This window comes from Mycobacterium sp. 1164985.4 (genome assembly GCF_001668575.1).
In the GTDB taxonomy this organism is placed as follows: Bacteria; Actinomycetota; Actinomycetes; order Mycobacteriales; family Mycobacteriaceae; genus Mycobacterium.
Map to the genome: position 1 here is coordinate 37,690 of NZ_LZMD01000012.1, position 14,391 is coordinate 52,080.

Annotated in this window: 15 protein-coding genes, 1 other RNA gene and 1 pseudogene; 12 read left to right on the plus strand and 5 right to left on the minus strand. The window is 65.8% G+C overall.

The genetic code is table 11. The features are described 5' to 3' along the window. The 8 genes from A5650_RS01065 to ssrA all read left to right on the plus strand — a co-directional run bounded on the left by A5650_RS01065 (nt 1) and on the right by ssrA (nt 5,772). Nucleotides 1-978 carry a mechanosensitive ion channel family protein gene (locus A5650_RS01065; protein WP_067285443.1) on the plus strand — a complete coding sequence of 326 codons (978 nt, stop codon included), beginning with the start codon at nt 1-3 and terminating at the stop codon, nt 976-978. Further along, complete coding sequence (locus A5650_RS01070; RefSeq protein ID WP_067285445.1) at nt 975-1,424, plus strand: Rv3103c family proline-rich protein; 450 nt, start codon at nt 975-977, stop codon at nt 1,422-1,424. The genes A5650_RS01065 and A5650_RS01070 overlap by 4 nt, the downstream gene beginning before the upstream one ends. 36 nt (nt 1,425-1,460) lie before the next feature. After that, nucleotides 1,461-2,150: a cell division ATP-binding protein FtsE gene (ftsE, locus tag A5650_RS01075; RefSeq protein WP_067285447.1), complete on the plus strand. Its 690-nt coding sequence runs from the start codon at nt 1,461-1,463 to the stop codon at nt 2,148-2,150. Beyond that, a complete protein-coding gene (gene ftsX / locus A5650_RS01080) occupies nt 2,150-3,046 on the plus strand; it encodes a permease-like cell division protein FtsX (protein WP_067285449.1) in 897 nt (298 codons plus the stop codon). The genes ftsE and ftsX overlap by 1 nt, the downstream gene beginning before the upstream one ends. A gap of 2 nt (nt 3,047-3,048) precedes the next feature. After that, nucleotides 3,049-3,555: an SsrA-binding protein SmpB gene (gene smpB / locus A5650_RS01085; RefSeq protein WP_067285451.1), complete on the plus strand. Its 507-nt coding sequence runs from the start codon at nt 3,049-3,051 to the stop codon at nt 3,553-3,555. Beyond that, on the plus strand, nt 3,552-4,397 hold the full coding sequence (locus tag A5650_RS01090) for an EamA family transporter (RefSeq protein ID WP_082950545.1): 846 nt from the start codon (nt 3,552-3,554) through the stop codon (nt 4,395-4,397). The genes smpB and A5650_RS01090 overlap by 4 nt, the downstream gene beginning before the upstream one ends. 14 nt (nt 4,398-4,411) lie before the next feature. Beyond that, the gene (locus A5650_RS01095) at nt 4,412-5,290 is read left to right on the plus strand and encodes a maleylpyruvate isomerase family mycothiol-dependent enzyme (protein ID WP_502687030.1); all 879 of its coding nucleotides are present in this window, start codon (nt 4,412-4,414) and stop codon (nt 5,288-5,290) included. 113 nt (nt 5,291-5,403) lie between these two features. Then, nucleotides 5,404-5,772, plus strand: a transfer-messenger RNA (tmRNA) gene (gene ssrA, locus A5650_RS01100). A gap of 74 nt (nt 5,773-5,846) precedes the next feature. On the opposite strand, the gene A5650_RS01105 is transcribed toward ssrA, so the two are convergent. Both A5650_RS01105 and A5650_RS01110 read right to left on the minus strand, forming a co-directional pair. Next, complete coding sequence (locus tag A5650_RS01105; protein WP_231992438.1) at nt 5,847-6,290, minus strand: hypothetical protein; 444 nt, start codon at nt 6,288-6,290, stop codon at nt 5,847-5,849. A gap of 148 nt (nt 6,291-6,438) precedes the next feature. Continuing rightward, complete coding sequence (locus tag A5650_RS01110; RefSeq protein ID WP_067285455.1) at nt 6,439-7,329, minus strand: beta-keto acid cleavage family enzyme; 891 nt, start codon at nt 7,327-7,329, stop codon at nt 6,439-6,441. 132 nt (nt 7,330-7,461) lie between these two features. Here A5650_RS01110 and A5650_RS01115 point away from each other — a divergent pair, with 132 nt between their 5' ends. Further along, nucleotides 7,462-8,160, plus strand: coding sequence for a mycothiol-dependent nitroreductase Rv2466c family protein (locus tag A5650_RS01115; protein WP_067285456.1), 699 nt, complete (start codon nt 7,462-7,464; stop codon nt 8,158-8,160). A gap of 73 nt (nt 8,161-8,233) precedes the next feature. Here the strand turns inward: A5650_RS01115 and A5650_RS01120 are convergent, their stop codons facing one another. Next, nucleotides 8,234-8,905 carry a TetR/AcrR family transcriptional regulator gene (locus tag A5650_RS01120; RefSeq protein WP_067285458.1) on the minus strand — a complete coding sequence of 224 codons (672 nt, stop codon included), beginning with the start codon at nt 8,903-8,905 and terminating at the stop codon, nt 8,234-8,236. A gap of 64 nt (nt 8,906-8,969) precedes the next feature. Continuing rightward, nucleotides 8,970-9,893, minus strand: a complete 924-nt coding sequence (locus A5650_RS01125) for a metal-dependent hydrolase (protein ID WP_067285460.1) — start codon at nt 9,891-9,893, stop codon at nt 8,970-8,972. A 72-nt stretch (nt 9,894-9,965) separates the two neighbouring features. On the opposite strand from A5650_RS01125, the gene A5650_RS01130 reads away from it, so the two are divergent. Continuing rightward, complete coding sequence (locus tag A5650_RS01130; RefSeq protein ID WP_067285462.1) at nt 9,966-11,948, plus strand: flavin-containing monooxygenase; 1,983 nt, start codon at nt 9,966-9,968, stop codon at nt 11,946-11,948. A gap of 2 nt (nt 11,949-11,950) precedes the next feature. On the opposite strand, the gene A5650_RS01135 is transcribed toward A5650_RS01130, so the two are convergent. Beyond that, entirely contained in the window at nt 11,951-12,850 is a 900-nt protein-coding gene (locus A5650_RS01135; protein ID WP_067285524.1) for an alpha/beta fold hydrolase, read from the minus strand. An 87-nt stretch (nt 12,851-12,937) separates the two neighbouring features. On the opposite strand from A5650_RS01135, the pseudogene A5650_RS01140 reads away from it, so the two are divergent. Continuing rightward, nucleotides 12,938-13,489: pseudogene (locus tag A5650_RS01140) on the plus strand (hypothetical protein); the annotation flags it as partial. After that, nucleotides 13,482-14,390 carry an alpha/beta hydrolase gene (locus A5650_RS01145; RefSeq protein ID WP_067285466.1) on the plus strand — a complete coding sequence of 303 codons (909 nt, stop codon included), beginning with the start codon at nt 13,482-13,484 and terminating at the stop codon, nt 14,388-14,390. The pseudogene A5650_RS01140 and the gene A5650_RS01145, both read left to right, overlap by 8 nt. Nucleotide 14,391: the final 1 nt, after the last annotated feature.

The following is a 14,391-nucleotide window of genomic DNA, read 5'->3' on the forward strand; positions in this document are numbered from 1 at the left end:
ATGAACAGCACCGTACTCGCCTTCGACTTTGCCGAGCGCTGGACTGGCTTCTGGGCCGGCAATATCGGAGTGTGGATCCTCGACCGCGGGGTGCGCATCGCGCTCCTGCTCATCGGCGGCGTGCTGGCAGCGCGGTTCATCAATTGGGGCGCAATGAAGGTCGTGCGCCGCCTCGACGCCGAGTACGCGGGCAGTGACCAGTTGGTGCGCTCGGAGACCACGAAGCACCGCCAGGCGGTCGCGTCGGTGATCTCGTGGGTTTCGGTCGCGCTGCTGTTCGTCATCGTGATCGTCGAGGTGACGGACATCCTCGCCATCCCGATCGGATCGCTGGTTGCGCCCGCCGCGGTGCTGGGCGCCGCCCTGGGCTTCGGCGCGCAGCGGCTCGTGCAGGATCTGCTCTCGGGATTCTTCATCATCACCGAGAAGCAGTACGGCTTCGGCGACCTGGTGTCGTTGACGGTGACGGGTGTCGCGGCGCCGGCCGAGGGCACCGTCGAGGACGTCACGTTGCGCGTCACCAAGCTGCGCTCTAGCGAGGGCGAGATGATGACGATCCCCAACGGTCAGATCGTCAAATCGGTCAACCTGTCGAAGGACTGGGCGCGCGCCGTCATCGACATCCCCGTCCCGACGTCGGCCGACCTGAACGAGGTCAACGACCTGCTGCACAGCGTCGCGGAACGCGCGTACGAGGATCCGGCGCTGCGTGATCTGTTGCTCGACGCGCCGCAATTGATGGGGGTGGAGAGCATCGAGCTCGACACCGTCAATCTGCGGATGGTGGCGCGCACCCTGCCCGGGAAGCAGTTCGAGGTCGGCCGCAGGCTCCGGGTCCTGGTCATCCGCGCGCTGCGGCGCGGCGGGATCTCGTCACCCGGTGACGAGCACAACCCGATGATCGCCGCGATCCCGCATCCGGCGGCCGTCCCCGAGGGCGGCGAGCCGACCCAACCATCGCCGGAGCAGAAGCCGTGAGGAACTGGTTCCGGGGCCGTCTGGGCCGGATGCGGGTGTCGACCGTCGTGCTGATGGTCGCGTTCGTGGCGCTGTTCTGGGTGAACCAGACCTTCGAGCCGCCACCCACCCCGCCGGCGGCGCCCACCGAGGCCGTGGTGCCGCCCGGTTTCGTACCCGACCCGAACTACACATGGGTGCCGCGCACCAACGTGCGGCGGCCCAAGGAACCACCCACCACGACCACAACCACCACCACGACGACCACGACGAGCCCGACGGGGACCACGGTCACCACGTCACCGACGCCGACGACGACCGTGATCGACCCCGACGGCCCCGGGCCGCGGCAGCCCACCACCGAGACCCTCGGACCGGAGACGACACCGACGACGCAGCCGCCCCTGTTCCCCCCGCTCCCGCAATTGCTGCCGTCGCCGGCACCGGCCCCGGGTCCGGTCAGCTAGGGCATCGCTGTTCCCCCGCTACACTGGCGTGCCGTGATGATCACCCTCAACAATGTGACCAAGCAGTACAAGTCGTCTGCGCGGCCCGCGCTCGACAATGTCTCGGTCAAGATCGACAAGGGTGAGTTCGTCTTCCTCATCGGGCCGTCGGGTTCGGGCAAGTCGACGTTCATGCGGCTGCTGCTGGCCGAGGAGACCCCGACCCACGGCGACATCCAGGTGTCGAAGTTCCATGTCAACAAGCTGTCGGGCCGGCATATCCCCAGCCTGCGGCAGGTGATCGGCTGCGTGTTCCAGGACTTTCGGCTGCTGCAGCAGAAGACCGTCTTCGAGAACGTCGCGTTTGCGCTCGAGGTCATCGGCAAACGCGCCGACACCATCAACCGCGTGGTGCCCGACGTACTGGAGATGGTCGGGCTCTCTGGCAAGGCCAACCGCCTGCCCGCCGAACTGTCCGGTGGCGAACAGCAGCGCGTCGCGATCGCCCGGGCTTTCGTTAACCGCCCGCTGGTGCTGCTTGCCGACGAGCCAACGGGCAACCTGGACCCCGAGACCAGCAAGGACATCATGGATCTGCTCGAGCGGATCAACCGCACCGGTACCACGGTGCTGATGGCCACCCATGACCACCACATCGTCGACTCAATGCGCCAGCGGGTCGTCGAACTCGAACTCGGCCGGCTGATTCGCGACGAGCAGCGCGGCGTCTACGGAATGGATCGCTAGTGCGCTTCGGCTTCCTCATCAACGAGGTCCTCACTGGATTTCGTCGCAACGTCACCATGACCGTGGCGATGATCCTGACGACCGCGATCTCGATCGGGCTCTTCGGCGGCGGCCTGCTGGTCGTGCGGCTGGCCGACCAGTCCCGCAACATCTACCTCGACCGCGTCGAGAGCCAGGTGTTCTTGACCAACGATGTCTCGGCCAACGACCCGTCGTGTGACGCCGACCCGTGCAAGGCGCTGCGCCAGCAGATCGAGGACCGCGGCGACGTGCGTTCGGTGCGCTTCCTCAACCGGGACGAGGCCTACGACGACGCGATCAAGAAGTTCCCGCAGTACAAGGACGTAGCGGGGCGCGATGCGTTCCCGGCGTCGTTCATCGTCAAGCTCGACAACCCCGAACAGCACAAGGATTTCGACCAGGCGATGGTCGGCCAGCCCGGCGTGCTCAACGTGCTCAACCAGAAGGAGCTCATCGACCGGCTGTTCGCGGTGCTCGACGGAATCAGTAACGCAGCGTTCGCGGTGGCGCTGGTTCAGGCGGTCGGCGCGGTTCTGTTGATAGCCAACATGGTCCAAGTCGCGGCCTACACCAGACGCACCGAGATCGGCATCATGCGACTGGTCGGGGCCAGTCGCTGGTACACCCAGTTGCCGTTCCTGGTGGAGGCCATGCTGGCGGCGTTGATCGGTGTGATCATCGCGATCGTCGGGCTGATAGTGGTGCGGGCGCTGTTCCTGGAGAACGCGCTGAACCAGTTCTATCAAGCGAATTTGATCGCCAAGGTCGACTACGCCGACGTGCTGTACTTCAGCGCACCGCTGATGCTGTTCCTCGGGCTGGCGATGTCGGGCATCACCGCGTACGTCACACTGCGGCTCTACATACGAAGGTAGCCGTGGCCAAAAAGGGCGCCAAGAAAGCCGATCCGTCACGCTCCGGGAACAACAGGGTTGTCGCGACCAATCGTAAAGCGCGGCATAACTATTCGATCCTGGAGACGTTCGAGGCGGGCATCCAGCTGGTCGGCACCGAGGTCAAGAGCCTGCGGGACGGACAGGCGTCGCTGGCCGACGCGTTCGCCACCGTCGACGACGGCGAGGTCTGGCTGCGCAATGTGCACATCCCGGAGTATCACCACGGCACCTGGACCAACCACGCGCCGCGGCGCAACCGCAAACTGCTGATGCACCGCCGACAGATCGATCAGCTGATCGGCCGGATCCGCGACGGCAACCTCACACTCGTGCCGCTGTCGCTGTACTTCACCGAGGGCAAGGTGAAGGTGGAACTGGCTTTGGCCCGCGGTAAGGAGGCCCGCGACAAGCGCCAGGACCTGGCTCGCCGCGACGCGCAGCGTGAGATCACCCGCGAGTTGGGTCGCCGTGCCAAGGGCATGACCTGATCGGAGTCGCGCTGGCGCTGGCGTCGGCGCTGGGGTACGGGATCAGCGATTTTGTCGGAGGGCTGGCCTCCCGCCGCGTCGCCGCGCTGCGCGTCGTGCTGGTCTCCTACCCGATCGCGATGGTGGTGCTTGCCGCGGTGGCGGTGCCGATCGGCGGTGACGTGTCCCGGGATGCAGTCGTGTGGGGCGTGCTGTGCGGGGTCTCGCAGGCGTTCGGGGTGTGGTGGTTCTACGCCGCGCTCGGCTCGGGACCGATTTCGGTGGTCTCGCCGCTGACCGCGATTCTGGTGGCAGGCATCCCCGTCGGGGTCGGGTTGGCGTTGGGGGAGCGGCCCGGGCTGATCGCGGGCGTGGGCGTCGTGCTGGCGCTGATCGCGGTGGTCCTGGTCAGCCGCGAGGCCTCCGACGAGGACGTCAAGGAGCACCGGTTCACGCCGAAGGTGGCGTGGCTGACGGTCGGCTCGGGCGTGGCGTTCGGGCTCAACTTCGTGCTGATCGACCAGGCGCCGGTGGACGCCAAGCTGTGGCCACTGGTGTTCGCACGGGCGTCGGCGACGGCGCTGGTGATCCTCATCGCGGGCCTGAGCAGAAACCTGCGCCCGCCATCCGGAGACCCGCTGAAATTGGCGGTGCTGGCCGCGTTCCTGGACGTCGGGGCGAACATCGCGATGCTCATGGCGCTGCAGGCGGCGCTGCTGTCGCTCGCGGGCGTGCTGATGTCGTTGTATCCGGCGGCGACGGTCCTGCTGGCGATAGTGGTGCTGCGCGAGCGGGTCACCCGATGGCAGGCGCTCGGAATGGTGCTGGCACTCGGCGCCGTGGCGATGATCGCCGCGGGTTAGCAGGTAATGAAGAAATGAGGGTGCTCACGGACGGCGGCGTGGCAGCATCACGGGTGATGACGCGCCCGGTGACTCGATTGGACAAAGCGGCTGTGCTCGACGCACTGTTCGCGCAGTGGGACGGCATCGGGGAAGTGGTCGACGGGCTGACCGATGCCCAGTGGCTGGCGCCGTCGCCACTACCCGGCTGGTCGGTTCGCGACGTCGTCGCGCATGTGGTCGGGACGGAGTCGATGTTGCAGGGCATCGGCACGCCGGAGGCCGACATCGACGTCTCCACGCTCAAGCACGTGCGCAACGACATCGGGGTCATGAACGAGCGGTGGGTCCGGCATCTGCGGGCCTTACCGGTCGAGGACCTGCTGAAGAGGTTCCGCTCGATCACCGGACAGCGGCGAGAAGCCCTGGCCGCGATTTCCGAGGGCGACTGGAACGAAGTCACCCTCACACCTGCGGGGCCGGACACCTACGGCCGATTCATGCGGGTGCGGATCTTCGACTGCTGGATGCACGAGCACGACATCCGCGACGCACTCGGGCAGCCGGTGAGCGACCGGGCGGGGCGGCCGTCGGAACTCGCGCTGGACGAGATGGCGGCCAGCATGGGCTTCGTGGTGGGCAAACTGGGCCGGGCGCCGGACGGATCCCGTGTCTCGATCGTGTTGACCGGGCCCCTTGGCAGGACGATCAACGTCGCGGTCGAGGGCCGCGCGCACGTCGTCGAGGACTTCGGCGGCGCCGAGCCGACGACCACCATCACGCTCGACGCGCTGCTGTTCGCCCGGCTGGCAGGGGGCCGGACCTCGTTGGCCCAGCACGCCGACGCCGTCGGATACAGCGGCGATGAAGGGATCGGCAGGCGCGTCGTCGAGCACCTCAACTATGTGATCTGACCTGCAGCGATGCGCCTGTGAGGGAATAAATGATTGTGGTGAGGTGCTGCAGGTCGCGTAGGATGGAATGTCCCGCCGGAGGTTGGCGGGCATGGTGTTGGACAACTCAACAAGGGGCTGAACGGTTTCGACTTCGAGCGTCGAATCAAGGGAAGCGTGCCGGTGCAGGCAAGAGACCACCGTAAGCGTCGTTGCAACCAATTAAGCGCCGATTCCAGTCAGCGCGACTACGCCCTCGCTGCCTAAGCGACGGCTAGTCTGTCAGCCCGGGGGAGCCCTCGACCCGGTGTCTGGCATCAGCTAGAGGGATAAACCGGTGAGTTCGGTCGCGGGACTCATCGGGACACCAAACAGCGACTGGGATCGTCATCCTGACTTGTTCGCGTGATCAGGAGATCCGAGTAGAGGCATAGCGAACTGCGCACGGAGAAGCCTTGAGGGAACGCCGTAGGACCCGGGTTCGATTCCCGGCAGCTCCACGACAGAAGGGCCACGTCCAAAGACGTGGCCCTTCTGGCTTTGTTCCGGACGGTATCCCAGCAGCCGTGGGAAAGACCTACTCCGGGAACGTCATGCTCCAACCGCGGTAGGTGTAGTTGGCGTCTCCCACACTGGGACTGGGCAGGATCTGGATGTTGCTCCCGTCGCCGTATCCCGGTGACAGGCCCTGGACGCCGGCGGATATGTACGTTCCGTCCCCGCGGGAAATGTCGATGTGGGGCCCCACGAATCCCTTACTGAAGACGAGTGCCCCACGTGGGGGATTTCTGTCGGTGTGGATCTTGCCTTGTTCGAGAAGAGCTTGATACATGGTCTCGGACGCGCCGTCCCAACCGAATTCGGCCTGCGACACGCCGAATGCGTGGGCCACCAGAGCTTCGCATCCGTAGATGCCGAATTCGTCTGTCCCAAGGAGGCTTTCGGCCTTGGCGATGGCGGCGTCGATATCGGGGATGGTGGACCGTGGTTCAGCGGGTGCACTCGGCGCGAAGGTTAGCATCGCGGCGAGCCATACGGCCGGCAGAAGCAGACAGTTTCGGAGGTTCATATCACCCGGTTCCAGTTCTCGACCTGCATGCTGACATTGTTTAGCCATCTGCCCGCCAGCGCATCACGTGGCACTTTGGTCAACCATCGACCGGTGTGGTCTACGGTTGTTCCTCCCCGCGCCCTCGTGGCAATCGCAGGATCCGCGCGGCCTGGTCGGGCGTGGCGACCGGCCGGCCCACCCGCCGGCACAGCGCCACGGCTTCGGACACCAGGTCGACGTTGGTCGGTGTGCGATCGCCGCCGTAGAACTCCAACCCCACGTGAAGATTTCCGCCGCGTTCGAGAGCCAGCTCGGCCAGCCGATCTGTGCACAGGTCACCGCCGACGAGGGAAGCCGCCCACGGGATATCGCATCCGTCGAGCAGCTCGAGGTATTTGTCAAGCGCGCGTTCGGTCGGGGGCAGCCCGAAAGGCGCACCGAGGTAACCCCTTTCGTTGGAGAAGTACAGCTTGATCATCGCGCCGGTGGGCAATCGGCCGGCGCGCCACCATGCGAGGGTCGCGCGCAGGAAGCCCGGTTCGTAGATCGCCAGACTCGGGCCCAGTCGTCCGTCGCGGCAGATGTCGAATGCGCGGCCGATCACCGCGAAGGAGTTGCGGTACACGAAGTCGCCAGACGGCAAGCCGTCGGCGTCCCTACCGCCCAGGTTCACCGAGCCCGGGTCGGTGATCCCGATACGCATCCCTGCTGCGGCCAGTGCGACCAGATGCTCGTAGGAGCATGCGCCGTCGGCGTCCAGATGAATCGTCGGATAGAGCAAGGCGTCGGGCCGGGCGTCGAGAATCGGGCGCCACCCTTCGAGGTACCGCTCGACAGCGCGCTCCACGCTGACACCGGGCAGATCGATGTGGTTGTGCACGATCGCGGCGCCGGCCTGTATGCAGGCGAGGGCGTCGGCGGCGATCTCGGGAGGTATGACGGGAACGTGCGGATTGGTGGCCTTCGGCGTCACGCCGTTGATCGCGCATTCGATGATGACGGGCTCCATCGACAACCTTTCGGACGCTCGAACCTGCGGAATCGAACTGAGCAAGCGGTTTACGATCGTCGCACGTCACACGACGTTCGTTGGCCGATCAGCGTCGTTGAGATGCTCGCCGCCGCGGCCTAGGGTTCACATGTGACGAGTCGCCCGGCCTTCGTCGATTTTCATTTCGACGTGATGTGTCCCTACGCGTATCAGACGTCGCTGTGGATTCGCGAGGTCCGGGACCTGACGGGCCTCGAGGTGAACTGGCGGTTCTTCAGCCTCGAAGAAGTCAACCGTCAGGAGGGCAAAAAGCACCCGTGGGAACGGGAGTGGTCCTACGGCTGGTCGATGATGCGCATTGGTGCGCTGTTGCGGCGACGATCGATGGCGGACATCGACGCGTGGTACGCCCGGGCGGGGCGGGCGTTGCATGTCGACGGGCACAAGCCCCACGAGAAGGCGGTCGCGCGCCACCTGATCGCCGAACTCGGTTTCGATCCGCACCTGGTCGACCAGGCGATCACGGACCCGACCACCGGGGACGAGGTGATGGCCGATCACCAGCGTGTGGTCGATGCCGGGGGATACGGCGTGCCGACGATGTTCTTTCCCGACGGCCAGTGCCTCTTCGGCCCGGTGCTCGTCGACCCGCCCACCGGCGACGCGGCGCTGCGGCTATGGGACGCCGTCGTCACCTGGACGGAGTTTCCCCACCTGTACGAACTTCAGCGGCCCAAGACCTCCGACGACGAGAAGCTGATCATCGACACCTTCCGCCCCTACCTGGAGGCTCGCGACTGGGTGTCCATCAATCGCGGTGAAGTCATCACCTTCGACGCCACCACCTGATCGGTTGGGCGGCTGCCGGCACCCGCCTGGATGTTCCACTGCGGCTTCGACTTACAGGGAATATCGCTGAAGGCTACGACGCCGGACGGCTCCGGGAGCGCCGTGGGAGGGCGACCTTGCTCACCGACTCCATGGCCACCGCGAATCGGGGGTAGATAACGGCTGGCCCCACCCAGCGTGCCAGGAAGGTGCGCAACTCCGCGCCGTTGCGGTGAGTTCGGGTGCTGTCGACCAGATATGAGTACAGGATCCGCAGGAGGAATTCGGACAGCCCGCTGAGGGCCTCTTCGTCGAAACCGTTTGCCTCCCAGTCTACCTCGTAGCGGTGGAGCATGGATCGGCTGAAGGCGAGCGCGGTGTCGGAGGCCAGCGAGGGTGCGAGCTCACCCCTGGACCGCTTGCTCAGGATGTAGATCATCCGGTCGTCGTTCGAAAGATGCTCGATCGCGAAGGCCAAGCCTTCGACGACCGCCGTGACGGCGTCGGTTTCGCCGGCGACATGGTTCGCCAGCTGCTCGAGGAAACCGTCGCCGGAGCGCATGACCGTCGCGAGCAGTAGCGCTTCGGTGCCGGGGAAATAGCGGTACACCGTTTGCCGGGTGACGCCCAACGACCGTGCGACGTCGGCGATCCGCATCGCTGAGCCACGCTCGGCGATGATGTCGTCGGCGGCGTCGAGGATGCGGTTGATCGCCTCCTCGTCCGAGGTCGGGGTGTTGCCCGACCAGCCGTGGCGCCGTGCCACTATTCGCCCATTTCCTCGGCCCGCATGCCGGCGATCATATCGGCGGCGGCGCCCCCACCCGCCCTCACTTCGAGCCCGCGCCGACGGAATACCATCGCGCAGCGCTCTTCGGCTCCTCGTCGTACCGTTTGCGCCACCGTCCCGCGAAGGGTGGGAGGTTCTCGTATGCCGGATCGTGGTGCGGCCCCTGCGAACGGACAAGGCCGGTGAGCATCGCTATCATCTCCCGCCTGGGCACGCCGGAATAGGTGCCCTGCCCGGGGCCGGTCAGCTGCCGGGCGGCTCGTGCCGCGGCCAGCATCGCCCGCGGTGTCAACCCATCTGGCAGCAACCGGCCGTACTGGCCACCGTCCGCTGCGGGCACGTGCTGTTGGAACCCACTCGAGACGATGGACAGGATCTCACCCATGTGCTTGATGACGGCGCCGATGGTCCTGGCGCGGTAGAGAAAGTCGCCGTGCACGGCGTCGTAGACCATCAACGCGGAGCTGCGATGTTCGATCTCTTCGACGAAGTGCCAGAGGAACAGCGACGCCACGCGTTCGTCGCCGGGCCAGAAGAGCTTGTCCTCGTGGTCGAGGAAGACCTTGAAGTAGGGCGTGAAGGTGTTCTCGATGACCGCGGTGTAGGCGAGCCGCCACGCCAAAGGCTTTGTCGCGGTGAGCCGGTCATAAGAGGCGATCACCTCGTCCATCGTCTCCTGCAACCCCGGCCAGCGCCGAACCAGCGCCCGGAAGTGGCTCATGTGCGCCGCCGAATGCTGCGCCTCCTGCCGCAGGTAGGCGTTGGCTTCCTCGATGTGTCGCGGATCGCGCATCAAGGGAATGGCCTCGCGGGTCGCGTCGACGATGAACTTCTCGAATCCCGGCGCGAAGAAGGTGATCAGGTTGCACTGCATCGCGAACGCCGGTCGCTGCGGATTCCAGTTGAACGGCACATCGTCACCCGTGAGATCGAATCGGATGCGCCGAATCTTGAGGTTCGTCATACGACTGATTCCTGCCGGTCGAGGTGATCGCGATTTAGACCATACGCTCCATGCGTTGTGTATGATTAGCGAATGCGCCAGTCGGCGGTAGAAAGTCCATCGATCATCGGCGAGGGCGACGCGCTGCTCGGTCTGCCGTTCGACGATTCAAATGACGTCATTCGCACCGCCGTCGCCGAGGCGAGTGTGCCGGCGCTGTTGATGTCGATGGTGCACATGACCGGCGACATGGGCCTGCTCGACGAGCTGCCCAGGCCGTACGCGCTCATCGCGATGGACCTGCAGGGCGCCATGAGCGAACCGGACAAGCAGAAGGTGCGCGATCGCGCAGTCGCGGTGGTTCGCGACTACCGTGATCGTGGCTGTCCGCCGCCGTTCGTGCCGAACGCCGAACAGATGCGGTCGATGCTCGACGTGATCTCGGCGGGAACGGTGACCGAGGAGTTCGTCGACTATGTCGCCGCGGATCTGCGGTTCACCGACGCCGACCAGTCCGGCCCACCACTGGCGTCGTCAGCGCAGCAGCGCCAAGACTTTCCCGTCGTCGTCATCGGCTGCGGCGAGGCCGGGCTGCTGGCCGGGGTCAAGCTCAAGGCGGCGGGTGTGCCGTTCACGATCGTGGAGAAGCGGTCCGCTGTCGGCGGCACCTGGCTGGCCAACCGTTATCCGGGATGTCGCGTCGACATCGCCAGTCAGTACTACACGTACTCGTTCGAACCGACCGATTACTGGCGCCATTACTACGCCGAGCAGCCCGAGATCCTGCGGTACCTCCAGGACGTCGCGACCAAGTACGACATCGTCCCGCACGTGCGTTTCGACACCGAGGTGACCGGTGCGGTGTGGGACGAGGCGTCGGCGCTCTGGCGGGTGACGATCCGGCGGGCCGACGGCCGCGTCGAAGAGTTGTCCTCGCGCGCCGTGATCTGCGCCGTGGGCCAGTTCAGCAACCCGGTGACTCCGGACATCAAGGGCGCCAACGGTTTCAGTGGGGCGGCTTTCCACACCGCGGACTGGCGCGACGATGTCGATCTGACGGGTAAACGCGTTGCCGTCATCGGCGCGGGGGCCAGTGGATTCCAATTGGTGCCTGCCATCGCGGACTCGGCGTTGCAGGTCGATGTCTACCAGCGCACCCCGCAGTGGATGGCGCCCAATCCGATGTACCACGACGCCGTTCCCGACGGCGCGAGGTGGGCCATGCGTCACCTTCCTTATTACGCACGGTGGTTGCGGTTCGTGTCGTGGTGGCCGATCGCCGACGCACTCGACGAACAAGTGAAGATCGATCCCGACTGGGACAACGGCGGACTGTCGTGCAACGCGTCGAACCACGCCATCCGCGAGATGTTCATCGCCTGGATGCGCGTGTTCTGTACCGACGAAGAACTGCTGGCGAAGGTCACGCCGAACTATCCGCCGATGGGTAAGCGGACGTTGCAGGACAACGGAACCTGGCTGACGACCTTGCAGCGCGACGATGTCGAGTTGATCGCCGAGCGCATCGCCGAGATCACCCCCGACGGTGTCACCACCGTCGACGGGGTGCATCGCCCAGCCGATGTGCTGGTGTGGGCCACGGGGTTCGATGTCAACCACCAACTGGGCCCGATCAACGTCAGGGGTGTGAACGGCGTCGAGCTCAACACCGCCTGGGGCGATTCGGCCTACGCCTACCTTGGCATCACGGTGCCGGGATTTCCGAATTTCTTCTGCCTGTACGGTCCGGGCACCAACGCGGTCAACGGCGCCAGCATCATCTACAACTCCGAGTGCCAGATGCGCTACATCATGGCGTGCATCGACATGGTGCTGGCGGGTGGTTACGACTGGGCGATGCCGCGGGCCGACGTGTGCGACGACTACAACCGGCGCAACCAGGAACGCCTACGGCAGATGGTGTACAGCCATCCCGCGGTGTCCAGCAGCTATTACAAGAACTCTTCGGGAGGGTTGCCCACGCTGTACGGCTTCCGCATCTTCGACTACTGGCGATGGACCAACCGCTGCAATCCGGCGGACTACGAATTGCGGCGCGCGGACGCGGCGCGCTGAACTCAGCCGGCCCGTAGGTACTCGAGGATGGCCGTGCCGACCGCTTCGGGCTGATCGATCTGGAGGAAATGCCCGGCATCGGGAATGGTGCGGACCCGGCTGCCCGGCGGCAGTGCGTCGATCGCGCCGTCGAGATAGCCCAATTGGATCGCGCCGTCCTCTTCGCCCTGCAACACGAGGATCGGATGGGTGGGCAACTTGAACCGGAAGCGGTGCAGACCCGCGTATTGCGATGCGGGGCGGGTGAATCGCGCTGCGGCGCGGTAGTACGCCACCGCCGCCCGACGGTGCGCGAGCGAAGGCAGAGCTTCCATCGTCTCGGCGACGCCGTCGCGAACGTGCGCTCCGCGTGGGGACCAGTCCTTCCAGAGCCGGGGTATCACGCGGTGCAGCACTCGCTCCGGTGCGGCGGGCAGCTGGAAGAACAGTACGTACCAACTTCTGCGCAATTGGATCGCCGACATTCGCAGGTGCTGACCCAGTCCGCGCCTCGAGTTGTCGATCGCGGCAAGGGGAGGAACCGCCATCGCGATATGTGCGCTGAATGGAGAGCCGGGATACGCCGCAAGCGCACTGGCTGTGAACGCGCCCCAGTCGTGGCCGATCAGCACGGCATCGGATGGCCGACCCAGTTGTGCGTACAGGTCGACCACATCGCTCATCAGGGCACCGATGGTGTAGTCACCGTCGGGAGCCGGCCCAGTCGGGCCATAGCCGCGCGTGAACGGTGCGATCACGTGAAATCCGTTGGCTGCCAGAATCGACGCGAGCTGTCGCCAGTTGTGCGCGCTGTCAGGGAATCCATGCAGGCAGATGGCCAATCGGCCATCGTCGGGCCCCCAGCTGAGCGCGCTCATCCGCAGGTGCGGCAGATCGTATTCGACGGCCCTGGGCTCGGTCATTTCGTGACCATACATTAAGGCGCAAGTGTATTGTAATCGTCGCGACCCCGACCGGAAGCGATGTGGAGTGGAGTTCCGATGAGCTTCGAGCACGGCCGCGGACTGCGCTGGCGCACCGTCATCTCGAACCACCGGCCCAAGGTCTTGAAAAAACTCGCGCTCAACCCCGGGGTGCAGGTCGGTTTCTCCGATGCCGGAGCCCACCTGCGCAACATGGCCTTCTACAACAGCGGGCTGCGGTTGTTGCGCCACGTACGGCAAAGCGCAGAAGCCGGTGCACCGTTCATGACCGTCGAGCACGCCGTTCATCGGTTGACAGGCGAACTGGCTGACTGGTATTCGCTGGATGCGGGCCACCTACGCGTCGGTGATCGCGCCGACGTCGCCGTGATCGATCCGACGCGCCTGGACGAAGCGCTCGATGCCTACGCAGAACAGCCCGTCGAACAGTTCGGCCTGAGCCGCATGGTCAACCGCAACGACGACGCGGTGGCCGCGGTCCTCGTCGGTGGCCGCACGGTCGTTCGGGACGGGGTCCCGACGGACCTGGTCGGCAATGTCCGGACGGGCAGCTTCCTCCGTGCCGGGCGAAAGATCGCGGCGCCGGCCGTTCCGTCAACGGTGGCGGTCGGTGGGTGACATCGATTACGCGCGGGTCGACCCCGAACTCCGGCGGCTGTCGCGCGTTCTACCGAAAGGCTATGCGCTGCACCGCGGTTTGTCGCTACCGCGTGCATTGATGAGTATCGTGGGACGGACCGGTCGTGTGCGGGGAGTCGAAGTGGCCCGTGTCAACACTGACGTCACCGTGAGGGTGCACCGCCCGTCCCACACCGACGCGCCCGGGCCGGCGCTACTGTGGATTCACGGCGGCGGCACCGTGATGGGCATTGCGGCGCAGGAGGATCGGTTCTGCCGGAAGCTGGTCAACTTCACCGACGTCGCGGTCGTCGCGGTGGATCACCGCCTCGCGCCGGAACATCCGTACCCGGCACCGCTCGAGGACTGCTACGCCGCACTGCAGTGGCTGACGCGGCAGTCATGGGTGGATCCGACACGAGTCGCGGTGGGCGGCGCCAGCGCCGGCGGCGGGTTCGCCGCCGCGGCGGCGCACCTCGCCCACGACCGCGGTGATGTCGATCTCGCCCTACAGATGCTGGTCTATCCGATGCTCGACGACCGGACGCCCGCAGAATCACGCCGGCGGGTGATGTGGACCGCTCGCGACAACCGGATCGCGTGGCGGTGGTACCTGGCAGGCGCCGACCCTGACGCAGCCGTCCCGGCCCGCCGCACCGATCTGTCCGGGTTGCCTCCGGCCTGGATCGGCGTCGGAACCCTCGACCTCTTTCACGACGAATGCCGCGACTACGCACGCCGGCTCCGGGAGCACGGTGTGGCCGTCCATGAGGAGATCGCAGACGGCGCATTCCACGCCTTCGATCTGATCGCTACCAATACCTCTGTTTCACAACGCTTTTTCGCCAGCCAGGTCCGTGCGCTGCGGACCGCCCTCGTCGACGACCCGGTCCGCTACTGAG